Source organism: Marinobacterium iners (assembly GCF_017310015.1).
GTDB lineage: Bacteria > Pseudomonadota > Gammaproteobacteria > Pseudomonadales > Balneatricaceae > Marinobacterium > Marinobacterium iners.
Map to the genome: position 1 here is coordinate 1016913 of NZ_CP022297.1, position 26950 is coordinate 1043862.

Here is a 26950-nt window from a genome sequence, read left to right on the forward strand (position 1 = left end):
CAAAGACGCCTGATATCAGCAGTTTATCGACCGCTGACTTGCTGTCGATGGTGGCCGGGCTGCAGCAGCAACTGGCCTCGAAAGAGGACGAGCTTGAGCAGCAAAACCAGGTGCTTGAGCAGCGGGATCAGGTCGTCAAAGAGCGCGACCGGCAACTCCAGCAGCGCGAGCAATACATCCTGTTGCTGGAAGAGATGCTGCGTTTGCAGCGCATCCAGCGCTTCGCGGCCAGCAGTGAGAAAACGGCCCACCAGATCCACCTGTTCGATGAGTCCGAGCTGGAAGCCGAGATCGATCAGCTGCGGGATCAGCTCCCGGACGATATTGAAGTCGCTGAAGACGATACCCCTGCTGCCGCGTCTACACCCAAACGCCGTCAGCGCGGCTTCTCCGATAGCTTGCTGCGTGAGCGCATCGAGCTGCGGCTGAGTGATGAAGAGAAGGCCGGGGCCGTCAAAACCTTCTTCACCAAGGTGAAGGAAGAGTTGGACTATATCCCGGCTCAGCTCAAAGTACTGGAATACTGGCAGGAAAAAGCCGTGTTCGAGACGAACGGCGACGAGCGGATCGTAGCCGCGGCTCGCCCGACACACCCGCTGGGCAAATGCATCGCCACCCCGGCCCTGCTGGCCTACCTGATCACCTCCAAATATGCCGATGGTCTGCCGCTGTATCGTCAGGAGCAGATGTTCAAGCGTCTGGGCCATGAGCTGAGCCGCACCAGCATGGCGCACTGGATCATCCGTCTGGATGAGGTGTTCAAACCCCTGTTCAACCTGATGCGGGAGGCGCAGAACAGTGCGGCCTACCTGCAGGCCGACGAAACCCGGATCCAGGTACTCAAAGAGGACGGCAAGGCTGCCCAATCCGATAAATGGATGTGGGTGACCCGGGGCGGACCACCCAGCCAACCATCAGTCCTGTTCGCCTATGATCCTTCCCGAAGCGGAGCGGTACCCGTACGCCTGCTCGATGACTTCAAGGGTGTCCTGCAGGCCGATGGTTACTCCGGTTATGCGCAGATCTGTTCAGCCAATAAGCTGACCCGCATCGGCTGCTGGGATCACGCCCGCCGCAAGTTCATCGAAGCGACCAAAGCGGCCAAGCCGGCGGGTAAAGGCAAACAGGCCAAGCTGTCCAAAGCGGATGTGGCACTCAGTCACATCAACAAACTGTATGCCATCGAACGTCAGATCAAGGACCTGAGCATTGCCGAACGCTATCAGATCCGTCAGGCATCGAGCCTGCCTCGACTGGAAGCGTTCAAGGCCTGGCTGGACGCCAACGTGGGTCGCGTGATGAAAGGCGGGTTAACTCGCAAAGCTATGGAATACACCCTGAACCAGTGGCCCACCCTGATCGGCTACTGTGAGCGGGGTGACCTGCACATCAGCAACGTGCTGGCCGAGAATGCCATCCGTCCGTTCGCCGTGGGTCGCAAGGCCTGGTTGTTCGCGGATACCCCGCAGGGCGCTCACGCCAGCGCCACCTGCTACTCCCTGATCGAAACGGCCAAAGCCAACGACCTGGAACCCTCGGCGTACATCCGGCATGTGCTGGAGCGTATCGCCAACGCCGACACACTGGAAAAGCTGGAGCGACTGCTGCCCTGGAATGTTGAACTGGAGCGGACTTCAAAAAAAGTGGCGCAGTACAGTTAAGGGCAAGTGGGTCGTTTTAACGGCGTGTACGGTGTTCCGGGATGGCGAAGTGGTGTGTCAGCTGCCGGAGGCCCGTTGATGGCGGCACCCGGCCCCGTGTTCGACAGTCTGTCTGATATGGTGCAGCAGCTGGCGCGCCGGTTTGACGAACAGCCGGCCTTTGGTCATATGGGCGCCAGCATCAGTTTTGCCGACCTTGACCGCATGTCGCGCCGTTTTGCGGCCTGGGTGCAGCATGAAACCGATCTGCAGCCGGGCGATCGTATCGCGCTGCAGTTGCCTAATGTGATGCAGTACCCGGTCGTTCTGTTCGGTGCTCGACGGGCGGGGCTCGTGGTGGTGAACACCAACCCTCTCTATTGTTGCGATGAGTTGTGTCAGCACCTGAAGGATTCGGGTGCGCGAGCGCTGGTGGCGTTTGCCCCACAGGAAGCCGTGCTGTGTCAGCGCCTTGACAGTACTGAAGTCGAGTATCTGATTACGACGGAGTTGGGTGATCTGCATCCAATTGGCAAGCGCTGGGCGTTGAATTTGGCTGCTCGCCTGAAGCGTGGCGGGAGTCCGGGGTTGCTGCAGGCAGCAGCGCCCGTCGTTCCGGGTGTGACAGGCATACGATTGACGCAGGTGATGCAGAAGGGCAGTAGCCTGATCTGGCAGCCACCGGAGCGCTTCGGGCAGCTGGAATCACTGGCACTGTTGCAGTATACCGGTGGCACGACCGGGCCTGCCAAGGGCGCAATGCTGACGGAAAAGGCACTGTTGGCGAATCTGGCTCAAATCCGCAATCTGCTGGATGACTATTGCGAGCCCGGGGGAGAAAAGCTGCTGCAGCCTCTTCCGCTCTATCACATTTATTCCTTCATGCTGACGCTGGTGATGTTCAGTATCGGCAGCAGCATCGAACTGGTACCTGATCCGCGCCGCATTCGTGGTTTGGTCAAGTGCTGGGATCGTTTTGATCCCAGCGTGGTCGCCGGTATCAATCCGTTGTTCATTTTTCTGTGTCAGCAGCCTGAATTTCAGAGGCTGGACTTCAGTCGCTTGAAACTGACCATTTCCGGAGGTATGGCGCTGACGCGCTCCGTGGCACAGCGCTGGCAACAGGTGACGGGGCATTCGATTTGTGAAGGCTACGGTCTGACCGAGTGTTCACCGGTTGTCAGCGTCAATCGGCCCGATGCCATTCACCTGGGCAGTGTTGGACGGCCGCTGCCGGATACCGATGTAAAGATACTGGGTGAGCAGGGGCAGGTCCTGCCGGATGGCGAGATTGGTTCCATCTTCGTACGTGGACCGCAGTTGATGCAGGGCTACTGGTACCAACACGAGGAAACCCAGCTGGTACTGCAGGGTGGCTGGCTGGATACAGGGGATATTGGTCTGATCGACGCACAGGGCTATTTATATATTACTGACAGGCGTAAGGAGTTGATTAATGTCTCCGGCTTCAAGGTTTATCCAAGCGAGGTGGAAGGTATCATCGCTTGCCACCCAGACATTCTGGAGTGTGCAGTGATCGGGCTGCCGGACAGCTGCAGGGGGGAGCAGATCAAGCTGTATGTGGTGCCTGCAAGTCGGCAGTTGACTATTAAAGCGGTACGCGACTATTGCCGTGAACGGCTGACACTCTATAAAGTGCCGCGACTGGTTGAATTTTGCCAGCAGCTGCCGCGCACGTCCATTGGTAAGGTGTCGCGACGAGCATTGCGCGAACAGGCGCTGGGGCGACATACGGGTTGAATATATCTGCTAATAGCCCCTGAGATGTTGTACTGGCATTAGCATCTTGTCTCTGTTGGGCGGCCGATGGGTACGTTGTCAACCTTGTGTGCGTGGGGGCAGATATTTGAGAGCACAGTTTAGTCCTCCTGTCTTCTTAAAAAAGCGGTTGCAGCCTGTGAAAAGAGATAAGCGCGAGTAGTGTATAGCTTTGATACAAAATAGTGTGCTAACAAGCTGGTAAGAGTTTCCTATACACTCTTTGGCGCTCACATCTACTTGACCATCGGCTGTTTTCACTTTTTGGATAGTGTTGATGTAAAAAATGGATAGTTTTAGCCTATATCGTTCTGTTTTCATTAACCGCCCCAATATTAAAAAGATAATAAATAGGAAGGTTAAATGTTAATCAGAAATAAATTGACGCTGGCAATTATATTAACCCGGCGGAAATTTATGTCGACTATGCAGCATAGGCGATATGCTCTGCATCAAAGTATTTTTTCACTCGTTCAGGACGGCGTTGAAGCGTCAGCATGCATGATCGCGTGCGCTTCTTCAGATCGTCGACAGAGCGAGTAGCAGGCCCACTATGCACCATGCCTTTCAGGTCACAGTTGAGGTATTCATCCGGATTCAACTCCGGGGAGTAGGCTGGCAGGAAGAATACTTCCAGATAGCGTTTGACTGTCTTGCGCTCCAACCAGCGTTTGACGACCTTGGCATGGTGTACCCGCAAGTTATCCAGGATCAGAAAGACCTTGCCGGGCGTCGATTCGATCAGCGCGCGCAGAAATTTCTTCAGGACCTTGGCGGTCATGGTCGACTCATAGAGCATGAATCGTACAGTGCCCTGGTTGGTGATCGCCGAGATCATGTTGAGCGATACACGCTTGGCCGGCAGAGGCTGCACCGGTGTTTGTCCCTTTGGTGCATAGCTCCGACCGTGTTGGGTATTGTTTTTGATACCCGTCTCGTCACCCCAGAAAATCTGGGCATTCTCTGCTTTGGCACGGGCCTGAATCTGCGGGTATTCCTCCTTCAGCCAAGCGTCAACGCGGGACGGGTTCTGCTCCCACGCTTTCTTCAATGGCTTCTGAGGCGTGAAGCCCCAGCGCTTGAGGTAATCGCCCATCGTGCGCACCGGGATATCAATGCCCCAGAACTGCTTGATCAACTGAGTAATCGCGCGCCGTGTCCAAAGCGCAAAGCCAAGCTTGTGCTGGTCGGGCATCTGGTCACGAATCGCCTCGATGACACGTTGTTCCTGCTGTTCGGTCAACCGTCGAGGCTTGTTTTTGGGGCCGCGCTTTTGAACAGCGATAGCCTCGGCACCACCCGCTTGATAGCGCTTATACCAGCGGCCAACAGAGTCGGGATGAACGTCGAGAAGCAGCCCGATCTGCCGGAAGGTTTTACCCTTCTCGCGGAGTCGAATCGCCTTCTGCCTGAGAAGTTCCTGTTGCTCTGGGCTGAGCTTGCGTGCGTCTGTATTCATGCAGGTATTATATCAGATATAAACTACCGCCGGGTTAATAACAGCAAGTCTCACAACCCAGATTCATGCACTCGAGTTGGGTGAGTTCAATGGCACTTCGTTCAGCATTGGCGGATATGTAAAGGCGGAAGCCCGTTTTACCGATGCTGACAACGGTGACAGCGAGTTTGATGGCACTGCCCGCCAGTCACGCCTCAACTTTACTGCCAAGCGCAATATTGAAGGCCACTCTTTGATGGGCTTTGTGGAAGGGGACTTCTATGGTGGCGATGCCACGGGGTCGACCTACGACTGGCGTTTGCGCCACGCGTTTCTCAAGGTCGATAACCTGACACTGGGACAAACCTGGAGCGGTCAGTTCTTGGCTTCGGTTCCCTATGATGTTCCGCACCTTGACTTCTTCAATGCTGGTAAGGGTAACACTGGTGGAAATGGTGGTGTTGTTCGACCGGATATGGTCATGCATTACCAGATGGGCGATGTCCGCTTCACGTTGCAGGACCCCATTAATGATGATGCGGATTACCCTGACTTCGTTATCAACTATGCGAAAAAATTCGAAGGTGGTCATGCCGCGAGCATTGCTCTGGCTGGACGAGATGTTGCCAGAAGCAACACCACCAACAGCAGTGACGATTCGGAGTTTGGTGCCGCTTTGATCTATGCGGGCAAGTACTCACTGGGCGCGACCACACTGCACTTGAACGGCTATCACGGTGAAGGGCAGGGGGTCTATTCCGGATTCGGTTACGGTGGTGCCTGGCACCCGACTCTCAGGCCAGCCGTTGATGCGAATGCTGCCGGTGAGTTGATTAAAACCACAGGCATCGTTGCGGGTGTCTCGCACAAGTTCAATGACAAACTGACAGGCGCAGTTCGCTATGCCCAAATTGAGGCCGATGAAACGTCAGCCGGGGCCGAAGATACATTGAAGATTGGTCACGTCAATCTGGTGTACAACTACTTGCCAGGGCTTGATTTTGGTATCGAGTGGCGAGACCAGAACCTGGCCACACACGGTACACGTCCTGCGGGGCAGCAGCTTGAGCTGATGGCGATGTACAAGTTCTGATTATTGATTAGAACAGCATGAAGAGTAACCCGGGTCCCCTTCCCCGGGTTATTTTTTTGAGGCGCGGTCAGCATGATGGTACCGGTTGGTGGTTCATCCGGCCAAAGCGGTAAAAACAAAGTTCCCTGTCGATATTCCATGTATGATCCTAATTCCCGAAACTGGAATCACCAACCCCCGTTTTTGCGCCTTCTATCCCGTTTTTGCAACGCTATACTGGATTTCACTCTAATGCACCGCCTTCAGTACAGGCAGTGACTGTGTAATCCGACCATAAAAGTCCGCGACCTGACCAACCCGGTCGTAACAAATAAGGTGAGCCATGAAAGAGTTCAAACACTTTATCAACGGTGAGTATGTCGCCTCAGCCAGCGGCAAGACCTTCGAGAACCGTTGCCCGGTGGATAACAGCCTGATCGGTATGGTCCACGAAGCCGGTGAGGCGGAAGTCGATACGGCAGTGCGTGCCGCCAAGGCTGCGCTGAAAGGCCCCTGGGGCAAGCTGACTCAGGCTCAGCGTACCACGCTGCTTAACAAGGTTGCGGATCGTATCAACGAGCGCTTTGAAGAGTTTCTCGCAGCCGAGTGTCTCGATACCGGTAAGCCGCGTTCCATCGCCAGCCACATCGACATTCCGCGTGGTGCGGCCAACTTCAAGGCCTTCTCCGAAACCCTTGCCAACCATCCGACTGAAGCGTTCCGCATGGATACACCGGATGGGCAGGGCGCACTGAACGTGGGTCATCGTACACCCAAGGGCGTCATCGCGGTTATCTCTCCGTGGAACCTGCCGCTGCTGTTGATGACCTTCAAGGTTGGTCCGGCACTGGCCTGTGGTAACACCGTTGTGGTCAAGCCGTCTGAAGAAACACCGGCCACTACCACCCTTCTGGGTGAAGTGATGAATGAGTGCGGCGTACCGCCGGGTGTATTCAACGTGGTGCACGGTTTCGGCCCCAACTCGGCCGGTGAATTCCTGACCACGCATCCGTTGGTTAATGCGATCACCTTCACCGGTGAAACCCGTACCGGCGAGGCGATCATGCGTGCTGCTTCCGTTGGCCTGCGCAACATTTCCATGGAATGTGGCGGCAAGAACCCCGGCCTGGTGTTTGCAGACTGCGATATTGAGAAGGCGGTTGAGGGCACCATGCGCTCGGCTTTCGTCAACTGCGGTCAGGTGTGTCTGGGTACCGAACGTGTCTACGTTGAGCGCCCCATTTTCGACAAGTTCCTGTCGCGCATGAAGGAAGAGGTGGCCAAGCTGAAGCTGGGCCGTCCGGAAGATCCTGCTGCCAACTTCGGCCCGCTGGTCAGTCTGGAGCACCGTGACAAGGTCAAGTATTACTACGATTTGGCTCGTGAAGAGGGTGCAACGGTCGAAATTGGCGGTGGCATCCCGGACATGGGTGAAGAGCTGAACGGTGGAGCATGGATCGAGCCGACCATCTGGACCGGCCTGTCTGATGATGCCCGAGTGGTGCGTGAAGAGATCTTTGGCCCTTGCTGCCATATCCGTCCCTTTGATACCGAAGAGGAAGCGATCGAGCTGGCCAACGACACCGAGTACGGACTGGCATGCGCCATCTGGACTGAAAATTCTGCCCGTGCCGTACGTGTAGCCGAGCAGATGGAAGTGGGTCTGGCCTGGGTGAACTCCTGGTTCCTGCGTGACCTGCGTACCTCTTTCGGTGGTGCCAAGCAGTCCGGTATCGGCCGTGAGGGAGGCGTGCATGGACTCGAGTTCTACACCGAAACCAAAAACATCTGCATCAAGCTGTAAGGCTGATATCGGTCCAGAGCAACAGGAGCCATGCGATGAGCAATCCCGAAATAGGTCAGATGTTGGACGTAAAGGGTGTTCAGACCAACGTGCACGATCTGGGCGAAGGATTTCCCGTGTTGTTGATCCATGGCTCCGGGCCGGGGGTGACGGCTTGGGCCAACTGGCGTCTGGTGATGCCGGAATTGGCAAAGCAGCGCCGTGTTGTGGCGCTGGATATGCTTGGTTTTGGTTATACCGAGCGTCCGGCTGACCAGGTGTACAACATGGAGCGTTGGGTGACACATGCCATCGATCTGCTGGATACACTGGAAATCGAGCAAACGGATCTGGTAGGTAACTCCTTCGGCGGCGCCCTGGCGTTGGCACTGGCGATTCGACACCCGCAGCGGGTTCGCCGTTTGGTGCTCATGGGCAGTGTCGGTGTTCCGTTTGAGATTACACCGGGGCTGGACGCTGTTTGGGGCTATGAACCTTCCTTCGAGACCATGCGCCGCCTGCTGGATGTCTTCGCCTACGACCGCTCGCTGGTAAACGACGAACTGGCGCGCCTGCGCTATGAAGCCAGTATCCGCCCCGGTTTTCAGGAATCTTTCGCGGCCATGTTCCCCGCACCGCGTCAACGCTGGGTGGATGCCATGGCCAGTCCCGAGGCGGATATTCGGGCCTTGCCTCACGAGACCCTGATCATTCACGGCCGTGAAGATGAGGTCATTCCGTTGCAGACCAGTCTTACGCTGGCGCAGTGGATCGACAATGCCCAGCTGCACGTGTTTGGCCATTGTGGTCACTGGACCCAGATTGAACACAGCGAACGTTTCACAAAATTGGTATCTGACTTCCTTACTGAAGCAGATCGCCTTCAGCACAGCCAATAAAAGAGAGTTCTATGGATAAGCAACAGATTCAAGCCTGCGGCGACGAGCTTTACCAGGCAATGGTCGACCGCAAGCCGGTACGCCCGCTGACTGAACGCTTCAGCGATATCACCATTGATGACGCCTACCACATTTCCCTGCGCATGCTGGAACGCCGTATCGAAGCCGGTGAGCGAGTGATCGGCAAGAAGATCGGTCTGACCTCCAAGGCGGTGCAGAACATGCTCAAGGTTGGCCAGCCGGACTTCGGTTACCTGACCGACTCTATGGCGTTCAGCCAGGGCGAAGAGATGCCTATCTCCGAGCGTCTGATGCAACCCAAGGCTGAAGGTGAGATCGCTTTCATCCTGAAAAAGGACCTGATGGGCCCTGGCATCACCAACGCTGATGTACTGGCAGCGACCGACTGCGTTATTCCCTGCTTTGAAGTGGTGGACTCCCGTGTCGAGAACTGGGAGATCAAAATTCAGGACACCGTGGCGGACAACGCTTCCTGTGGTCTGTTTGTACTGGGTGACCGTGCTGTTGATCCGCGCAAGGTCGATCTGGCGACCTGTGGCATGGTGGTTGAGAAAAACGGTTCCATCATCAGCACCGGTGCCGGTGCCGCAGCATTGGGCAGCCCGGTGAACTGTGTTACCTGGCTGGCCAACACTCTGGGTCAGTTCGGCATTCCGTTGAAGGCCGGTGAAGTGATTCTGTCCGGTTCCCTGGTTCCGCTGGAGCCGGTCAAGGCCGGTGATTTCATGAGTGTCAGCATCGGTGGCATCGGCAGTGCGTCTGTCCGTTTCATCTGATCGGTCCCGTTGATTACAGGAGTACGAAACATGAGCAAAAAACTCAAAGCGGTCATCATTGGCCCGGGTAACATCGGCACCGACCTGCTGATGAAAATGCAGCGTTCCGAGTGGATCGAGCCGGTCTGGATGGTGGGTATCGACCCCGAGTCCGAAGGCCTCAAGCGTGCCGCCGAAATGGGCATCAAGACCTGCGCCACCGGCGTGGACGGTATCCTGCCGCACATCATTGAAGACGATATCCGTGTCGCTTTCGACGCCACCTCCGCCTATGTCCATGCCGAGAACAGCCGCAAGCTGAACGAACTGGGCGTGATCATGGTTGACCTAACCCCCGCCGCCATCGGCCCGTTCTGCATCCCGCCGGTCAATCTGACCGACCATGCCAAGAACCTGGAGATGAACGTCAACATGGTCACCTGCGGTGGCCAGGCCACCATCCCGATGGTCGCGGCGGTCAGCCGCGTGCAACCGGTTGAATACGGCGAGATCATCGCCACCGTCTCCTCCCGTTCCGTAGGCCCGGGCACCCGTCAGAACATCGACGAGTTCACCCGCACCACGGCCGGTGCCGTTGAAAAGGTCGGCGGTGCCAAAGAGGGCAAGGCGATCATCATCATCAACCCTGCCGAGCCACCGCTGATGATGCGTGACACCATCCACTGCCTCACCGAGAGCGAGCCGGATCAGGCCGCCATCACCGAGTCCGTCCACGCCATGGTGAAAGAGGTACAGAAATACGTACCGGGTTACACCCTGGTCAACGGCCCCGTGTTTGATGGCAACAAGGTCTCCTGCTTCATGCAGGTGGAAGGGCTGGGCGACTTCCTGCCCAAGTACGCCGGCAACCTGGACATCATGACGGCTGCTGGTCTGCGCACCGCCGAGATGTTTGCTGAAGAAGCGGCCAACGGCACCATCACACTGCCGGCACGCGGCTAAGGGGAGAACAGAACATGAACCTGAACGGCAAAAAAGTAACCCTGCACGACATGAGCCTGCGCGATGGCATGCATGCCAAGCGCCACCAGATCAGCCTGGACGAAATGGTCAGCATCGCCTCGGCGATGGACGAGGCGGGCATGCCACTGATCGAAGTCACCCACGGTGACGGCCTCGGCGGTCGCTCACTGAACTACGGCTTCCCGGCCCACAGCGACGAAGAATACCTCAGCGCCGTCGTGCCCAAGATGAAAAACGCCAAAATCTCCGCGCTGCTGCTGCCGGGGATCGGTACCGTTGACCACCTGAAAATGGCCCGGGACTGCGGCGTCTCCACCATCCGTGTGGCCACCCACTGCACCGAAGCGGATGTATCCGAACAGCACATCGGCATGGCCGCCAAAATGGAAATGGACACCGTTGGCTTCCTGATGATGGCGCACATGGTCAGCCCGGAGAAGATCCTGGAACAGGCCAAACTGATGGTCAGCTACGGCGCCAACTGCATCTACGCCACCGACTCCGCCGGCTACATGCTGCCGGATGACGTCACCGCCCGCATCGGCCTGCTGCGTGCAGAACTGCCGAAAGAGGTCGAAGTCGGCTTCCACGGTCACCACAACATGGGCATGGCGATCGCCAACTCCCTGGCCGCGATCGAAGCCGGTGCCTCACGCATCGACGGCTCCGTAGCGGGTCTGGGTGCCGGTGCTGGTAACACCCCGCTGGAAGTGTTCTGCGCCGTGCTGGATCGCATGGGCGTCGAGACCGGCGTTGACCTGTACAAGATTATGGATGTGGCGGAAGACCTGATCGTACCGATCATGGATCAGCCGATCCGTGTCGATCGCAACGCCCTGACGCTGGGCTATGCCGGTGTGTACTCCTCGTTCCTGCTGTTCGCGGAACGTGCGGAGAAAAAATACGGCATCTCGGCGCGCGACATACTGGTCGAGTTGGGCCGTCGCGGCACCGTAGGCGGACAGGAAGACATGATTGAAGACCTGGCACTGACCATGGCGAAAGAGAAGGGGTTGATCTAATGGCTGAAGTATACGAGAACAAACTGACACCGGCACAGATTGAAGAGCTGGCGATTCACTGTGAAAACGCCGAGCTGGAAGCCTATGAGATCACCAAGATCACGGACGATTATCCTGAAATGACCTACAAGGATGCCTTCGACATCCAGTGGGAAATTCGTCGCCGCAAGGAAGAGCGTGGCCACAAGATCGTTGGCATGAAGATGGGCCTGACCTCTTGGGCCAAGATGGCGCAGATGGGTGTCGAGCAGCCCTGCTACGGCTTCCTGGCCGACTACTTTAGCGTACCTGAGGGTGGCGAGATTAAGCACGATGAGCTGATCCATCCGAAGATCGAGGCTGAATTGGCGTTTGTACTGAAACACGAACTGAAAGGCCCGGGCGTCCACATCGGTGATGTGCTGCGCGCAACCGATTTCGTCATGCCGGCCGTTGAAGTGATCGACTCGCGCTACAAGGATTTCAAGTTCGACCTCAAGAGCGTGATTGCCGACAACTCCTCTTCCAGCCGCTTCGTCACCGGCGGCCGCATGGCCGACATCGCCGATGTGGACCTGAAGAACATCGGTGTGGTCATGGAGATCAACGGTGAAGTGGTTCAGACCGGTGCCGGCGCTGCCGTACTGGGTCATCCGGCGGCTTCCGTTGCCATGCTCGCCAACATGATGGCCGACCGTGGCGAAAGTCTGCCCGCGGGCAGCTTCATCATGATCGGTGCGATCACCGCAGCGGTGCAGGTGAACAAGGGTGACGCCTTCACCGTACGCTATCAGGGTCTGGGTACTCTGAGCGGCAAGTTCGTCTGAGGAGGCCACCATGCCGGTAGCACAAATCCATATCATGGAAGGGCGCTCGGATGAGCAGAAAGAGCAGCTGATCGCGGAAGTGACCAGCGCGATTGCTCGCTCACTCGACTCCCCCGAGGCCAATGTCCGGGTCATCATTACCGAGATGCCGAAACAGCATTTCGGTATCGGTGGCCAGTCGGCCAAGAAGCTGGGGCGTTAGCGCCCCAGCCAATGCAACATCGTTTTAACTCTCGTTGACTGTAGCTTTTACCCCGCCACTGGCGGGGTTCTTTTTTATTGGGGAACTACACGTTCTGCTGCCTTGGCCTTGTTAGGACGCTTGACATATACTGGTACGGAAACTCCGTACATGAAGGTGCTGTTATGGACACGATCAGTGTAAACAAATTTAGAGACAACCTGAAAGGCTTTGTAGAACAAGTGGTTAACAGACATGAGCCACTCAAGGTAACTCGACGAGCCGGAGAGGCTTTCGTTGTAATGAGCGCCGATGACTGGGAGAGAGAACAAGAAACACTTCATGTTCTCCAAAACCAGAGCCTCATGCAACAGATTGCCCACTCTCTGGAAACCCACAACCGCGACAAAGGCTATATACCGACTGAAGAGCAAATGAATGAGATCACTGGTATTTGAAGGCAACACCTGGGAAGCGTATGAAACTATGCGCGAGAAGGACAAACAATTGCACAAGGCTTTGTGTAAATTACTCAAGGAAATGCTGCGTTCAAACGATCCTGCTTCAGGATTGGGGAAGCCTGAACCACTTAAGTACAACCTCTCTGGCCTCTGGTCCAAACGGATATCACAAAAAGATCGTTTGATATATCGGTTTGACGAAAAGTCCATTTATATCTTCGCTATTGGTGGTCACTATGATCAGCCCTAACGTCGCTGTAAATTGTGTGCCGGAGCAACGGGATAGCACCTGGTGACGATCACCCTGCGGGGGCGGTCAGTAGGGAGCTACTGCGAAGCGGTTTCGTTCAACTATTGCTTTCAGCGATCAACTGCATAGTCAGTGGTGATTAGACGCTGTGTGTTGCGTGGCGCTAAGATAAAGTGACATATCCACATGATTGGAGCTGTTGTCATGGATCAGGTTCAGGCGCCCGACTATTCGTTCAAGGATGTATTGTGGCGAGAGATACGCCAGCACCGCACGGCAGCCATCGGGATGGCGGTTGCGGTGGTGGCTGTACTCTTGCTGCTGTTACAGAACAGCCTTGTTGAAATTCAAAATGGCGGCGGAGAGCGTTTTGGTAATGCCATGCTGGGTGGACTGGGGGGCTTTGTCTCGACTGCTGTGGGGGCAAGCCTTGCGTTGCTGCTGCGGGATATAAAGGCCAGAACGCAGGATACCATGCTGGGGTTCGCCGCGGGTATGATGCTGGCGGCCAGTGCATTTTCGCTGATTCTGCCGGGTATTGAGGCTGCTGAGCGCCTGGTCAGTGTGGAGTATATTGCGGCTGCAGTCGTGATTACCGGTATGGGGTTGGGTGTGTTGCTTATGCTGGGGCTGGACAAGTTCACGCCGCATGAACACGAGAACGAGGGGCCCTGTGGTCCGGGGTGCGAGCGAATAGGCCGAGTCTGGCTGTTCTTTCTGGCCATTGCACTGCATAACCTGCCCGAAGGGATGGCGATCGGGGTCAGTTTTGCCGACAACGACTTGAGTGTGGGTATGCCACTGACAATGGCTATTCTGTTCCAGAATGTTCCCGAAGGGTTGGCGGTTGCCTTGGCGCTCAGAGCGGCCATGTTGAGTCCCGTGATGGCTGCCATTGTCGCCTCGGGTACAGGCTTAATGGAGCTGCTGGGAGCGTTCCTGGGTATCGGTATAGCGGGAGGTTTGCCTCTGGCCTATCCGGTTGGGCTGGGGCTTGCTGCAGGGGCCATGATTTTTGTGGTATCACATGAGGTCATTCCCGAAACTCACCGCAACGGCCATCAGACACCGGCCACGCTTGGCCTGATGGGCGGTTTCGCTGCCATGCTGGTGTTGGATACCGTATTGGGATAGGCGGACCGGGCCGGGTTGCCTCTGTTCAGAGGTTGAACCTGGCCTTGGCCTGAGTTTCGGATGGCGTTTCACCGAACATTTTTCTGTATTCAGTTGAAAAGCGTCCCAAATGATTGAAGCCCCAACTGAATGCCAGAGTGGAAATGCTCTCTTCACCTGTGCATCTAATAATATCGGTACGAACACCTTCCATTCGGATGCGTTTTAAATAGGCAGTGGGTGGAACACCGATATAGCGTTTGAAATCAGAATATAACTTGTTTCGTGAAACCCCTGATATCCACTCAATATCATCAATATGTATTTCGTTGCGAGCATTCAACTTAAGGTAGTCAATGGTTTTAATCAGGTAAGAGGGAAGTTTGCTGTGAATCGCACGCTTGATTTCATCTGAATAGTTGTGTGGTTGTGAGGTCAGAATGCCTTTGATCAGGGCCTGCTCGATGTCACGAATAAAGGCAGGGCTGTTATACAGGCTATCAGGGTTGGACAGCTCGCTCTCAATATAGTGAATGGTACGCCACCAGGCACTGGATGCACCGATGTTCGCATCCATTTTTGATTCAAAGATCAAGGGTTTGCTGATACTTTGTCCAATCAGGGATTCCAGGCCAAGCTCCATGGCCTGGCGGGAAATTCGTACCAGCGTTTTACGGCAGTTGCCACTGATTCGCAGCTCGCAGGCATTGGCCGGCGAGATGATGACGCCACTGGTTACATTGGACTGAACCGTATTATCACCCGTATCCAATTCCTGGAATCCGCTGACCGGAAGGCTGATGCTATAACTGTTGTTGAGATCTTCAACTTTAACGGTAACGTCTGTGCCGTATTCAATATGACCAATAGCCGTTGTCGTCGAGTTTAATACATTACCAATATACCTGAAATGCATTTTATTTGCATTGTGGACTTTCAGCTCATGTGGGCCGCATATATTGGACATCCAGGATATGGCATCACCCGCATCACGAATATCCGCAATAATCTTTGTGGGACCAGTACTTCCCAAATCGTAGTTTTTATTCAGCATCGAACAACCAGTTTTAATTACTATAAATATTCAGGTCTGTTGGGTTATTGCTTGAACCACTTTTTAATCTAGCACCCGGCGTGCAAAGGGGTCAAGGTTTGGCCGGCTGGCGCTTCAGCAATGGATTCAACCAGACGAGGGAGGGGAAAAGAGGATAGATCTTCTCGAAAATGCGGATAGCTCCACCGTGCGCGGCTCTGGTCTTATGTACAGGACGAAAGAAACGGCGGGTGTGGTTACTGGCTCGCCACCAAAGGAGACCTGAGTATGAATAATAACAAACAGACCCTTGAGAGCTGGCGCGACAGGATTGAGTCCGCGCTTGACTACCGTCCTGATGACAAGACCTACCGAGTGGCTCGTGAGATCTTCACTGATCGAGAACTGTTCGATCTCGAGATGGAATTGATCTTTGAGAACACCTGGATTTTTGCCTGCCACGAAAGCCAGGTTGCCAACCCCAACGACTTTTTCACCATGAAGGCTGGCCGTCAACCGATGATCATCACCCGTGATGCCAAGGGTGAAATTCATGCGCTGCTCAACGCCTGTCAGCACCGTGGTGCAACCCTTACGCGTGTGTGCAAGGGCAATCAGTCCACGTTTACCTGCCCATTCCATGCCTGGTGCTACAAGACCGATGGCAAGCTGGTCAAGGTCAAGGCGCCTGACGAGTACCCAGCGGACTTTGACAAGTCTACCCGCGGCCTGCGCAAGGCACTGGTCAGCAATTACAAGGGCTTTGTCTTTATCAACCTGAATACCGAGTCGGCCCAGTCGCTGGAAGAATTTTTGGGTGATGCAAAGATCGGATTCGACATGATGGCCGCCCAGTCTCCCACAGGCGAACTTGAAGTACTGCCGGGTGCTTCGTCCTACACCTATGACGGCAACTGGAAGCTGCAGAACGAAAACGGTTTGGACGGTTACCATGTCAGTACCGTGCACTTCAATTATGTTGCTACCGTGCAGCAGCGTCAGCAGCAGGAAGCCGCCAAATCCAACGAAGCCCGTAAAACCCTGGATTACAGCAAGCTGGGAGCCGGTGACAAGGAAACCGATGATGGCTGGTTTGCATTCAAGAATGGCCACACCATCCTGTTCAGTGATATGCCCAACCCTGACGTGCGACCGGGCTATGCCTCGGTGATGCCGCGACTGGTTGAAGAGTATGGTCAGGCACGTGCCGAGTGGATGATGCATCGCCTTCGCAACCTGAACATCTATCCCAGCCTCTTCTTCATGGATCAGATCAGCTCTCAGCTGCGTGTTATTCGCCCTGTGGCCTGGAACAAAACGGAAGTACACAGTTTCTGCCTGGGCGTGAAGGGTGAATCGGATGCTGACCGTGAGAACCGTATCCGCCAGTTCGAGGACTTCTTTAATGTCTCGGGTATGGGAACGCCGGACGATCTGGTCGAGTTTCGTGAAGCCCAGATCGGCTTTGAAGGGCGTGCAGAGCGCTGGAATGACATCTCGCGCGGTTGTGAAAACTGGACAGCAGAGCCCACGGTTAATACCGAGGCACTGGGCATCAGCCCGGTGCTGACCGGTACCGAGTTTACTCAGGAAGGCCTGTACGTGAATCAGCATTCCGCGTGGCAGCGTTATCTGCTCGAAGGTCTGGCAGCCAAGGCAAAGAAGGAGGGTTAAGCAATGAGCAATGTTATCCAGAGCATCGAGCAGTTCCTGTACCGCACATCCGAATATTGTGATCGTCAGCAGTGGGATGAATACCTGGCAGCGTTTGACGAGAGTGCCGAGTTTCATATGCCGCAATGGGATAGCGAGCATGTGTATACCACAGACCCCAAGCGTGAAATGTCTCTGATCTATTACCCGAATCGGGCCGGGCTAGAGGACCGAGTGTTCCGTATCCGTACCGGCAAAAGTGCAGCCTGTACCCCGATGCCGCGCACTGTGCACCTGATCAACAATGTTCAGGCGGAACAGCAGGAAGATGGGCAGTGGAAGGCCAGAGTCAATTGGGTCACCCATTTCTACCGCTTTGGCGAAGCCGAATGCTTCTTTGGCTGGGCGGAATACCGTCTGCGTGAAGAGGGCAATGACTGGAAGATCACAAGCAAGCGCTCCATCGTGTTGAATGACAAAATCCGCCATGTGCTGGATTTCTACCATGTCTGAGCACCGCAAGGTGCTCATGATCCCCGAAAGAAGTGGTGAGTAGTATGCATAAGGTAGCACTGAACTTCAGTGATGGACGGACCCATTTTATTTCGATCAACCCCGGTGAAATGCTGATCGATGCCGCCCTGCGTCATGGCCTAACGTTGCCGGTTGATTGTCGCGAAGGGGTCTGCGCCTCCTGCAAGGGCACCTGCCAGTCGGGGCAATATGACCTCGAATATGTAGATGAGGATGCGCTCAGTGAAGATGATCTGGCCAGAGGAGGCATTCTGGCCTGCCAGATGCGGGTCGAAAGTGACTGTGCGGTACGCTTCGACTTTGACTCTTCGCTGTGCAGCAGTGCCGGACCTGAAGTAGTTGAAGCCGTTGTGGCAAAAGTGGAAGTACTGTCTGACTCCACCTCAACGCTGCACCTGGATGCCCGTGGGCGCATGGGGCAGCTGGACTTCCTGCCCGGACAGTATGCCCATGTTGAGGTGCCGGGTACTGACGAGTGGCGGTCTTACTCTTTTGCCTGTCAGCCCAATGAAAATAATCAGTTGCAACTTCTGATCCGTTTACTGCCGGACGGAGTGATGAGCAATTACCTGCGTGAGCGTGCCCGGCCGGGTGACCGGATCCGACTGAAAGCACCGCTGGGGGCTTTTTATCTGCAACAGGTCAAGCGGCCATTGATTATGGTGGCAGGTGGAACCGGACTGGCGGCCTTTCTGGGGATGCTGGATCAGATGGAATCAGCCCCTGGCGGAATCAACCAGTCGGTAACACTGTTCTATGGCGTGACGCGCCCCGAAGACCTGTGTGAACTGGAGCGGCTGGAGCGCTACAGGCAGGGTATACCCGGGTTCGATTTTCAGACCATCGTCATGCAACCCAGTGAGGACTGGCAGGGCTCACTGGGGGTGGTGACGGACCTGTTTGAAGAACATCACTTTAACGATGGCGAGGTCGACGCTTACCTGTGTGGCCCGCCGCCGATGGTCGAAGCGGTCAAGAACTGGCTGGATCAGCGTCAGATGGCGAATGCCAGCATCTACTTCGAGAAGTTTTCGGCCAGTTAACAGGTAGCCCAATACAATAATAATGATGAGGTAAGCACAATGAAAAAAGGTGTAATGCGTCCAGGCCATGTCCAAATCAGGGTGCTGGATCTGGATGAGGCTCTGGTTCACTACCGCGACTTGATGGGGCTGATTGAAGTGGATCGGGACAGCCGGGGCCGCGTGTATCTCAAGGGCTGGACCGAGGTGGATCGATTTTCGGTGGTGTTGCGTGAAGCCGATCAGCCGGGGATGGATTTTATGGGGTTCAAGGTAGTGAGTGAAGCGGCACTGGAGCAGCTGCACGGCGAACTGATCGCCTTCGGCTGTCAGGTGGACCAGATTCCGGCCGGTGAGCTGGAAGGCTGTGGTCGTCGTATCCGCTTTGTGGCCCCGACCGGTCACAGCTTTGAGCTGTTCGCCGACAAGGTGCAGACCGGTCGCTACGGCGTGGGTAATCATAACCCGGAAGCCTGGCCGCGAGACCTCAAGGGCATGAAGGCCGAGCGCTTTGATCATTGCCTGCTGTATGGCCCGGAGCTGGACAAAACGCTGGAGCTGTTCAAAGAAGTACTGGGCTTTGATCTGTGTGAGCAGGTGGTGACCCCTGATGGCAAGCGTGTGGCACAGTTTCTGACCTGCAGTATGAAGGCGCACGATATTGCTTTCATCGATCACCCCGAGCCCAATAAATTCCACCATGCCTCTTTCCTGCTGGAGACTTGGCAGGATGTGTTGCGGGCCGGGGATCTGATCTCGATGACCGATACCTCGATTGACATCGGTCCAACCCGTCACGGCATCACCCATGGTCAAACAATCTATTTCTTTGATCCATCCGGCAATCGGAATGAGGTATTCTGTGGCGGGGATTATTTCTACCCGGATCATGAGCCGATCACTTGGGACGCCGATATGCTTGGCAAAGCGATTTTCTATCACGATCGCCAGCTTAATGAACGCTTTCTGACTGCTTTGACCTGAGGCGGGATCTTCGCTTCGGCGCAGTCCTGACCAGAATAATAAAACATTGGAGTTTACCTATGTCTATCAAACGCTTACTCACTCCTGTCATGACCGGTGCACTGGCTCTGGCGATGGCTCTGCCGGCTCAGGCGCGCGACTTCCGCCTTGGCTTGATTACGCCTCCGTCACATAAATGGACGCAGGCTGCCGTTGCCTTTGCCGATGAGGTAAAGGAACAATCAGGTGGCGAGCACAATATTTCGATCTTTCCGGCGCAGCAGCTGGGTAACGAAGCCCAAATGGTGCAGCAACTGCAAACCGGTGCGCTGGATATGGCATTCCTTACTATTGCCGAGATTTCCAACCGGGTACCGGACTTCGGTGCGCTCTATGCACCTTACCTGGTCGACAATATTGATCAGGCCGCCGCTCTGTTGAGATCCGATGCAGCCAACGATCTGTTGAACCAGTTGCCGGCTGAAGCGGGACTGGTCGGTGTTGGCTACGGCATGGCGGGAATGCGTCAGGTCATGAGTCGAAGCCCTGCCAAGGGGCCGGATGATCTGGTGGGCAAGAAGCTGCGCATTACACCGTTTGAGCCTCTGCGTGATTTCTACATGGCGACCGGTGCAGCACCGACGCCCCTGCCGCTGCCGGCCGTGTACGATGCGCTGGCCAATGGGCAGATCGATGCGATTGACATGGATTTCGACTCCATTCTGATCTTCAAGTTTTATGAGCGTGCCGACAACCTGCTGATTTCAAACCACATGATGTTCCCGATGGTGGGGGTGGTGTCCGGTCGTGTATGGAAAGATCTGAGCAAGGAAGATCGCCAGTTGCTTCAGGCCAGCATGCGGAAGCATCTTGATGGTGTGATTGATCACTTCCAACAGCAGGAAAGTCAGCAGGAACAGCAGCTGCGTGCGCTTGATATTACTATCGAAGAGGCGGGCAGAGAGACTTTTGCTGCAGCCATCGATGACTGGGAAAAAATCTGGTCCGCCAAGTCCAAGTCGCTGCCCAACCTGAGACAGGCTGCTGCCGACATCAAGAGCAACTGAGCCTGAGCCACTCTGTAAAAGCCCGCAGCGGTAAACCCCGTTGCGGGTGAGGATTCCATTATGTTGAGAGCCTTTTCCGAGGCATTGGCCAGAGTTGAAATGGTTGCTGCAGCGGTATTGGCTGGAGCCGTTACCCTTCTTATTTTGCTGAACATCGTCAGCCGCTCCCTGGGGATGGCGATCTATTGGGTTGATGAGCTGGCCATCTATGCCATGGTTTGGACCACTTTTCTGGCTACATCCGTTGTGCTCAAAAGACGTCAGGTCATTGCAGTCACTATACTGGTTGACCTGTTGGGCGAACGCAGTCGGGCGTGGATGCAGTGCTTTTCCGACTTGATGATCCTGGCTTTTGCCGTGAGTTTGATGGTTTTGTGCTGGCACTGGCTTGATCCCGCAACCCTGTATGCATTTGATTTTGATATCCGGGCATTTCAGGGTGATACATTCAATTTTGTATATTCGGAAAAAACAAATACTCTTGGGGCACTTAAAATATGGCCCTGGCTGATACTGCCATTTTTTTCGTTCACCCTAACCGTTCATGCATTGAGTAATATGGCAGGAAGCCTGAAGAAAGCTGTTTATTTCAAGAGGGCTTCGGCATGACGTTTGTTTTCTTTCTTATACTTCTTTTTTGCGCTGTTCCGATCGCACTGGTTCTGGCACTGACGGCATTATGGTATATCGCGACGTCCGGTAATACGGTGTTGTTCAGTTCCTATCCACAGCAGTTGTTTGGCGCCATTGAAAGCTACGGCCTGTTGGCGATTCCGTTGTTCATGCTGGCCGGCGAATTAATGAACGAGGGCGGGCTGACTTCACGCCTGATCAATCTGGCACGCATCTTTGTGGGAGGCTTCAGAGGCGGGCTTGCCTATATCAACCTCGTTGCCAACATGATGATGGCTGCGATCATGGGGTCTGCGGCGTCACAGATCGCGATCATGTCGCGAGCCATGGTGCCTGCAATGGAGAAGGAGGGTTATTCCGGCTCCTATGCGGCAGCCATCACCGCCGCTGGTGGCTTGCTGTCGCCCATCATTCCGCCCTCCATGCTGTTTGTGCTGTTTGGCGTATTGGCGCAGATCCCGATTGCCGAGATGTTCATCGCAGGTATCGTGCCTGGCTTGTTGATGTCGGGGCTATTTTTTATCGTCATCGCCGTGATCGGCTTGGTCCAGCAATACCCGGCAGGACAATGGCCCGATCGCCAGCAGATGAAAAGCTACATACTGATGGGTATTCCGGCTGGCCTGATACCGCTGGTGATCATCGGCGGTATTCTGACAGGTCTGGCGACCCCGACAGAGTCGGCGGCGCTGGCCTCGCTGGCCGCGTTGTTGATCGGCAAGTATGTCTACAAAGACCTTAAGTTTTCTCACCTGCCGGATATTCTCAAACGTACAGCGCTGAACTCGGGCATGGTGATCATGCTGATATCGGCCGCCGGTGTGTTTGGCTGGGTGATTGTGTATGAGCAGATTCCTCAGGCGGCAGCCGCGTGGATTGCACAGCAGACAACCGATCCCTTCGTGTTCATGTTGATGGTCGTAGGTGTACTGATTCTGGTGGGAATGGTGATCGATGGTATCGCGGCCCTGATTCTGGTGGTACCAATCCTGCTGCCAATTGCACAGCAACAGTTCGATATCAGTGCCTATCAGTTCGGTGTTGTGGTGTGCCTGACGCTGGTCATGGGGCTTTTGACACCACCTGTGGGGGCCGGGTTGTTCATTGGGTCGTCAATGACCGGCATCCCGCCGATGAAAATCTTCCGCTCACTTTTGCCGTTCCTGTTGGCAACACTGGTTACCCTGATACTGCTCAGTGCCTTCCCTCAGCTGTCACTGATGCTGCTCTAGTTGATCAAGCAGGGTCGAGGCAAGGCGCGGGCTTTCAGGCTTGCGCCTTGCGCTTGGTTTGGCTGGGCTTTTCGCCAAACAGCAGCTGATATTCCTTGCTGAAGCGGCCCATATGTGAAAACCCCCAGTGTATGGCCGTGTCGGTAACGGTCTGATGGTTATCAGGGTTCTGTAAAGACTCTCGTACTCGCTGGAGTCGAACGTTACGCAGGAACTCCATCGGGCTCATGTGGCGAAAGTCGCGAAATCCGGCATACAGTGTGCGTACGCTTACACCCGCCAGTTCGGCCAGCATACCGGGGGTAAGCGGGTCTTTGGCATGTGACTCGATGTATTCTTCCACGCGTTTGACATGGCGGGGGCCAGTGACCGAGCATCCTGGGTGAGCTCCTCCAGGTAGTTACCGGGTTGCTGACTCAACAGCGTGCTGATGACCAGCTCTTCCAGTTGCCGGGATACCAGTGTTTGCTGAAGACAGTCAGGTGCATCTTTTTGCAACTGAATGATGTATTCCAACATGTGCAGCCAGGCAGGCGAGTGCAACCAGTCAAGGTGACAATCGAATTCTATCGGATGCTTGAGGTTGTGCCCCAGCAAGCGGCTGCAGACTTGCTCCAGCTCCAGGCGGCTTATGCGCAGCATCAACTGATCGCATTCGCTGTTGTAGTGCATCTTGAGGCGTTTAGTCGGGTTTAAAACCACGCCCTGCTGGCAGCTCGAGAGTAACGAACAGTCGCCACAGCTGATGTCGGCCTTGCCTGTCAGCGGCATCTGGACCAGGAAGAAGTCGTCAAGGCACTCCGGGTCAACCTCGACCTCTCCACCATACTTAAGCCGATGGAATGAGACATGTCCTACTGAAAACTGGTGCAGTCTGGATTCGAGGGCAGAGGTGTGTCGAACGGGCTTCAAGTTATGTGGCTTGAATGACTGGCCGACCGTGTTTCTCACCTCATCAATATCGCAGGAGTTCAATACCAGGGTTTCAGGCTGATACAGCAAAGCATTCGCCAACATGGGCGGAATGGTTTTTTTGGGTGGCATGGGCTACTTCCCTTCTTATATTTATCTTTCCGCATTTAGAGCTGCGGCTGCTCAGGGTGTGATCATTATAAACAGGTGATGTGCAGGAGGTGGATAAACAATTTTACTTTTCTGCACTATATGGATAGTTGCTGCCGGAAATGGATCGTTTGAAAAGGCTAATTCTAAATAGTATGGGCTCTGAAATATGAAAAATAATAAAAGGAGCCATTTATGGGAATTCAGATTGATATCGACTCAAAAGACGGTTCAGGTGCATTTACCGGTTATCTGTCGGTTCCATCGGCAGGGACGGGGCCGGGCCTGATTCTGTTGCAGGAGATTTTTGGCGTTAACGCTACGATGCGCGAGATCGCGGACTACTATGCCGAGGAGGGATATGTGGTTCTGGTGCCGGATCTGTTCTGGCGTCAAGAGGCGAATGTAGAGCTTGGTTACGATCCTGACTCATGGCAGAAGGCGTTCGGGCTCTTTCAAGGCTTCGATCAGGACAGGGGTGTTGAAGACATTGATGCCGCTTTGAGTGTCCTGCGTTCACGTGAAGAGTGCACAGGTGGCGTGGGTGTGCTGGGCTTTTGCCTGGGTGCCCGCATGGCGTATCTGACGGCCTGCCGCTGTGACGTGGATGCGGCCATCGGCTACTACGGCATGGGGATGGAGAACCACCTGGATGAAGCGGATAACATTAAGGGACGCCTGCTGCTGCATTTTGCCGAGAATGATGAGTACTGTCCGGCCTCCGCACGCAACGATATTTTTGCGGCTCTGGAGTCGCGCGAAAATGTTGAGCTGTATCTCTATCCTGGGGTTGATCATGCCTTTGCGCGTCCGGGCTCTGAGCATTATCACAAACCTTCGGCCCTGATTGCTCATGAGCGCTCAGTGGCCGTGCTGCGCCGTGCCATCGGTCCGCATTACAACCTGTCTCACCTCTGGGACAAGCACTGTGAGTACGAATTCGATACCCGCAACGTCGACGATACTATGGCAACCATGGTGGCAGAGCCCTACGTTAACCACATTCCGACGCTGACCGGAGGGGTGGGTTACAAGGACCTGTACCGTTTCTACAAACATCACTTCGTCAATTCCAATCCGGACGATACCAAGCTGATTCCGATTTCCCGAACGATAGGGGATACCCAAATCGTGGATGAGCTGCTGTTTTGTTTTACCCATGATCGTGAAATCGACTGGCTGGTGCCCGGTATCGAACCGACCGGCAAGTATGTCGAAGTTCCTTTTGTTGCAGTGGTCAAGTTCCGTGGGGACAAGCTTTACCACGAGCATATCTACTGGGATCAGGCGACGGTACTGGTACAGCTGGGTGTATTGGACCCCAAGGGATTGCCGGTCGCCGGCCGTGAAACGGCTGCGAAGCTGCTTGACGAGACTCTGCCATCCAACGAGTTGATGCCAACCTGGCCCAGCAGCGCTGGAAAGGAATGAGGGCGTGGCCATGAGTGAGTTCAACAATCGTACGGCGCTGATTACCGGGGGAGCTACCCTGATCGGTGCGGCCCTGGCTGAGGCTTTCGTTCGTGATGGGGCCAATGTGGCGATTCTGGATATCGACGCACAGGCCGGGGCGAATCTGGCGGATCGGCTGGGCCCTGCGGCTTTGTTTATCAAAACCGACATTACGGACGACAGTCAGCTTGAAGCCGCTGTTCGGCAGACAGCAGAGCATTTCGGTGGGCTACATTATCTGATCAACCTGGCGTGCAGTTACCTCGATGAGGGTGCCGACTCCAACCGGGAGGACTGGCTCAAGGCGCTGGATATCAATGTGGTCAGTGCTGTCATGGCCGCACGGGCAGTGCGTCCCTGGTTGAGCAAGTCAAAAGGCGGCTGCATCGTCAACTTTACCAGCATTTCGGCTCAGGCCGCTCAGACCGGCCGCTGGATTTACCCCGCCAGCAAAGCGGCGCTCAAACATTTGACCCGCAGCATGGCGCTGGATTTCGCCGCGGATGACATTCGGGTTAACTCGGTTTCGCCGGGCTGGACCTGGTCTCGTGTAATCGAAGAAGTCAGTGGTGGTGATCGAGCCAAGGCCGACCGAGTGGCAGCTCCTTTCCACATGTTGGGGCGTTTGGGTGGTCCTGATGAGGTGGCGGAGGTGGTGCTTTTCCTTTGCTCGCCACGGGCAAGTTTCGTAACCGGTGCGGATTACGCCGTTGATGGCGGTTACTCCTCACTGGGACCGGAACAGCAGGAACCGGCCATTCCCAAATTGGCGGAGTAACCGTCCAGCTTTAACTCAATAACGGGTCGATTCACTCGGCCCGCAGCATAACAATAAGATCGGAGTCTCTCCATGACACGCAAAATCGCAATCGTAGGTGCGGGCCAGTCCGGCCTGCAAACTGGCATCGGCCTGCTCAAGGCCGGCTATGACGTGACCATTCTTTCCAACCGTACCGGCGAGCAGATTCGCAGTGGTAAGGTAATGTCCAGTCAGTGCATGTTCGACCAGGCACTGCAGACCGAGCGAGATCTGGGCTTGAATTTCTGGGAGCATGACTGCCCACCGGTGGAAGGAATAGGGGTGTCAGTCCCCAACCCTGACAAGGCAGGCGACAGATTGATCGACTGGTCTGCCCGACTGGACAATAAGGCTCAATCGGTGGATCAGCGCCTGAAAATGCCGGTATGGATGGACGAATTTGAACGGCTGGGTGGTAAGTTGCAGATCTGTGACGTGGGCATTGCAGAGCTGGAAGAGTTGGCGGCCGCCTATGAGTTGGTGCTGGTAGCTGCTGGCAAGGGCGAAATTGTGCGCATGTTTGAACGTGATGAACAGCGCTCCCGTTTTGATAAACCGCAGCGCGCACTGGCGCTGACCTACGTTCACGGCATGACCCCCAAAGAACCTTACTCTCGTGTTGCCTTCAATCTGATACCGGGAGTGGGAGAATACTTTGTCTTTCCAGCTCTCACGTTGAGCGGTCCTTGTGAAATTATGGTTTTTGAGGGAATTCCGGGCGGCCCCATGGACTGCTGGGGCGATGTCACGACGCCGCAGGAGCACCTGCAGCGCAGCCTTGAAATCATCCGTACCTATGCGCCCTGGGAAGCCGAACGCTGCCATAACGTTGAGCTGACGGATGAGGGTGGTGTGCTGGCCGGACGTTTCGCACCAACGGTCCGCAAGCCAGTGGCAACTCTGCCGTCAGGTCGCAAGGTGATGGGTATTGCCGATGCGCTGGTGGTCAACGATCCAATCACCGGCCAAGGCTCCAATAATGGCGCAAAGTGCAGCCGGGTGTACCTCGAAGCGATACTGTCTCATGGTGACCAGCCGTTCACTGAGGAATGGATGCAGCAGACCTTTGAAACTTACTGGGCGTATGCATCCCAGGTGGTCGAGTGGACCAATGCTTTCCTTCTGCCCCCGCCGCCGCACATTCTGGAATTGTTGGGAGCTGCCCAACAGTCACCATCGCTGGCAGCGCGTCTTGCCAACGGTTTCGACAACCCTCCCGACTACATGCCCTGGTGGCTGGATGCCGACGCGTGCGAGAGCCTGATCAACACCCATATGCAACAGGGAGCCGCCTGA

26 protein-coding genes and 1 pseudogene are annotated in these 26950 nt (G+C 55.3%); 23 read left to right on the forward strand and 4 right to left on the reverse strand.

Going from position 1 to position 26950, the window contains the following annotated elements; all coding sequences use genetic code 11:
• Positions 1-164: 164 nt before the first annotated feature.
• Together tnpC and CFI10_RS04950 are read left to right on the forward strand one after the other, a co-directional pair.
• Positions 165-1661 (forward strand): annotated as a pseudogene (gene tnpC, locus CFI10_RS04945) (IS66 family transposase); the annotation flags it as partial.
• 78 nt (positions 1662-1739) lie between these two features.
• Positions 1740-3401, forward strand: coding sequence for an AMP-binding protein (locus tag CFI10_RS04950; protein ID WP_206840152.1), 1662 nt, complete (start codon positions 1740-1742; stop codon positions 3399-3401).
• A gap of 442 nt (positions 3402-3843) precedes the next feature.
• Here CFI10_RS04950 and CFI10_RS04955 read toward each other — a convergent pair whose 3' ends face one another.
• Positions 3844-4878, reverse strand: a complete 1035-nt coding sequence (locus CFI10_RS04955) for an IS630 family transposase (RefSeq protein WP_206837791.1) — start codon at positions 4876-4878, stop codon at positions 3844-3846.
• Positions 4879-4954: 76 nt separating this feature from the next.
• On the opposite strand from CFI10_RS04955, the gene CFI10_RS04960 reads away from it, so the two are divergent.
• From CFI10_RS04960 to CFI10_RS05010, 11 genes are all read left to right on the forward strand, one after another.
• Complete coding sequence (locus CFI10_RS04960) at positions 4955-5950, forward strand: hypothetical protein (protein WP_242530117.1); 996 nt, start codon at positions 4955-4957, stop codon at positions 5948-5950.
• Positions 5951-6272: 322 nt separating this feature from the next.
• Entirely contained in the window at positions 6273-7733 is a 1461-nt protein-coding gene (locus CFI10_RS04965; RefSeq protein ID WP_206840154.1) for a 2-hydroxymuconic semialdehyde dehydrogenase, read from the forward strand.
• A gap of 35 nt (positions 7734-7768) precedes the next feature.
• Complete coding sequence (locus tag CFI10_RS04970; RefSeq protein ID WP_206840164.1) at positions 7769-8611, forward strand: alpha/beta fold hydrolase; 843 nt, start codon at positions 7769-7771, stop codon at positions 8609-8611.
• A gap of 11 nt (positions 8612-8622) precedes the next feature.
• On the forward strand, positions 8623-9408 hold the full coding sequence (dmpE, locus tag CFI10_RS04975) for a 2-oxopent-4-enoate hydratase (RefSeq protein ID WP_206840166.1): 786 nt from the start codon (positions 8623-8625) through the stop codon (positions 9406-9408).
• 30 nt (positions 9409-9438) lie between these two features.
• Entirely contained in the window at positions 9439-10350 is a 912-nt protein-coding gene (locus tag CFI10_RS04980) for an acetaldehyde dehydrogenase (acetylating) (RefSeq protein WP_206840168.1), read from the forward strand.
• Between the two features lie 14 nt (positions 10351-10364).
• Entirely contained in the window at positions 10365-11393 is a 1029-nt protein-coding gene (dmpG, locus tag CFI10_RS04985) for a 4-hydroxy-2-oxovalerate aldolase (protein WP_206840176.1), read from the forward strand.
• On the forward strand, positions 11393-12199 hold the full coding sequence (dmpH, locus tag CFI10_RS04990) for a 2-oxo-3-hexenedioate decarboxylase (protein ID WP_091825175.1): 807 nt from the start codon (positions 11393-11395) through the stop codon (positions 12197-12199). Before dmpG ends, dmpH begins: the two co-directional genes overlap by 1 nt.
• Positions 12200-12209: 10 nt before the next feature.
• The gene (locus CFI10_RS04995) at positions 12210-12401 is read left to right on the forward strand and encodes a 4-oxalocrotonate tautomerase (protein ID WP_091825178.1); all 192 of its coding nucleotides are present in this window, start codon (positions 12210-12212) and stop codon (positions 12399-12401) included.
• A gap of 164 nt (positions 12402-12565) precedes the next feature.
• Positions 12566-12838 (forward strand): type II toxin-antitoxin system Phd/YefM family antitoxin, encoded by a 273-nt coding sequence (locus CFI10_RS05000; RefSeq protein ID WP_206840178.1) that lies wholly within the window; start codon positions 12566-12568, stop codon positions 12836-12838.
• Entirely contained in the window at positions 12819-13091 is a 273-nt protein-coding gene (locus CFI10_RS05005) for a Txe/YoeB family addiction module toxin (protein WP_206840180.1), read from the forward strand. Before CFI10_RS05000 ends, CFI10_RS05005 begins: the two co-directional genes overlap by 20 nt.
• Positions 13092-13277: 186 nt before the next feature.
• Positions 13278-14225 carry a ZIP family metal transporter gene (locus tag CFI10_RS05010; RefSeq protein WP_242530118.1) on the forward strand — a complete coding sequence of 316 codons (948 nt, stop codon included), beginning with the start codon at positions 13278-13280 and terminating at the stop codon, positions 14223-14225.
• Positions 14226-14250: 25 nt separating this feature from the next.
• On the opposite strand, the gene CFI10_RS05015 is transcribed toward CFI10_RS05010, so the two are convergent.
• Positions 14251-15258 carry an AraC family transcriptional regulator gene (locus tag CFI10_RS05015; protein WP_206840182.1) on the reverse strand — a complete coding sequence of 336 codons (1008 nt, stop codon included), beginning with the start codon at positions 15256-15258 and terminating at the stop codon, positions 14251-14253.
• Between the two features lie 267 nt (positions 15259-15525).
• Here CFI10_RS05015 and antA point away from each other — a divergent pair, with 267 nt between their 5' ends.
• The 7 genes from antA (at position 15526) to CFI10_RS05050 (ending at position 22341) form a co-directional block, all read left to right on the forward strand.
• Positions 15526-16911, forward strand: a complete 1386-nt coding sequence (gene antA, locus CFI10_RS05020; protein WP_206840184.1) for an anthranilate 1,2-dioxygenase large subunit — start codon at positions 15526-15528, stop codon at positions 16909-16911.
• A gap of 3 nt (positions 16912-16914) precedes the next feature.
• The gene (antB, locus tag CFI10_RS05025; protein WP_206840186.1) at positions 16915-17403 is read left to right on the forward strand and encodes an anthranilate 1,2-dioxygenase small subunit; all 489 of its coding nucleotides are present in this window, start codon (positions 16915-16917) and stop codon (positions 17401-17403) included.
• Positions 17404-17447: 44 nt separating this feature from the next.
• Positions 17448-18467, forward strand: a complete 1020-nt coding sequence (gene antC / locus CFI10_RS05030) for an anthranilate 1,2-dioxygenase electron transfer component AntC (RefSeq protein ID WP_206840188.1) — start codon at positions 17448-17450, stop codon at positions 18465-18467.
• Between the two features lie 39 nt (positions 18468-18506).
• Positions 18507-19430 (forward strand): catechol 2,3-dioxygenase, encoded by a 924-nt coding sequence (locus tag CFI10_RS05035; RefSeq protein WP_206840191.1) that lies wholly within the window; start codon positions 18507-18509, stop codon positions 19428-19430.
• Positions 19431-19489: 59 nt separating this feature from the next.
• Complete coding sequence (locus CFI10_RS05040; protein ID WP_242530119.1) at positions 19490-20476, forward strand: TRAP transporter substrate-binding protein; 987 nt, start codon at positions 19490-19492, stop codon at positions 20474-20476.
• 84 nt (positions 20477-20560) lie between these two features.
• The gene (locus CFI10_RS05045; RefSeq protein WP_242530120.1) at positions 20561-21085 is read left to right on the forward strand and encodes a TRAP transporter small permease; all 525 of its coding nucleotides are present in this window, start codon (positions 20561-20563) and stop codon (positions 21083-21085) included.
• Positions 21082-22341, forward strand: a complete 1260-nt coding sequence (locus tag CFI10_RS05050) for a TRAP transporter large permease (RefSeq protein WP_206840202.1) — start codon at positions 21082-21084, stop codon at positions 22339-22341. Before CFI10_RS05045 ends, CFI10_RS05050 begins: the two co-directional genes overlap by 4 nt.
• A gap of 34 nt (positions 22342-22375) precedes the next feature.
• Here CFI10_RS05050 and CFI10_RS05055 read toward each other — a convergent pair whose 3' ends face one another.
• Together CFI10_RS05055 and CFI10_RS05060 are read right to left on the reverse strand one after the other, a co-directional pair.
• A complete protein-coding gene (locus CFI10_RS05055; protein ID WP_206840204.1) occupies positions 22376-22636 on the reverse strand; it encodes a helix-turn-helix transcriptional regulator in 261 nt (86 codons plus the stop codon).
• Positions 22612-23385 carry a cupin domain-containing protein gene (locus tag CFI10_RS05060; protein WP_206840206.1) on the reverse strand — a complete coding sequence of 258 codons (774 nt, stop codon included), beginning with the start codon at positions 23383-23385 and terminating at the stop codon, positions 22612-22614. The genes CFI10_RS05055 and CFI10_RS05060 overlap by 25 nt, the downstream gene beginning before the upstream one ends.
• Positions 23386-23598: 213 nt before the next feature.
• On the opposite strand from CFI10_RS05060, the gene CFI10_RS05065 reads away from it, so the two are divergent.
• From CFI10_RS05065 to CFI10_RS05075, 3 genes are all read left to right on the forward strand, one after another.
• On the forward strand, positions 23599-24834 hold the full coding sequence (locus CFI10_RS05065) for a dienelactone hydrolase family protein (RefSeq protein WP_206840208.1): 1236 nt from the start codon (positions 23599-23601) through the stop codon (positions 24832-24834).
• A 10-nt stretch (positions 24835-24844) separates the two neighbouring features.
• The gene (locus CFI10_RS05070) at positions 24845-25633 is read left to right on the forward strand and encodes an SDR family oxidoreductase (RefSeq protein WP_206840209.1); all 789 of its coding nucleotides are present in this window, start codon (positions 24845-24847) and stop codon (positions 25631-25633) included.
• A 72-nt stretch (positions 25634-25705) separates the two neighbouring features.
• Positions 25706-26950 carry a styrene monooxygenase/indole monooxygenase family protein gene (locus tag CFI10_RS05075; protein WP_206840211.1) on the forward strand — a complete coding sequence of 415 codons (1245 nt, stop codon included), beginning with the start codon at positions 25706-25708 and terminating at the stop codon, positions 26948-26950.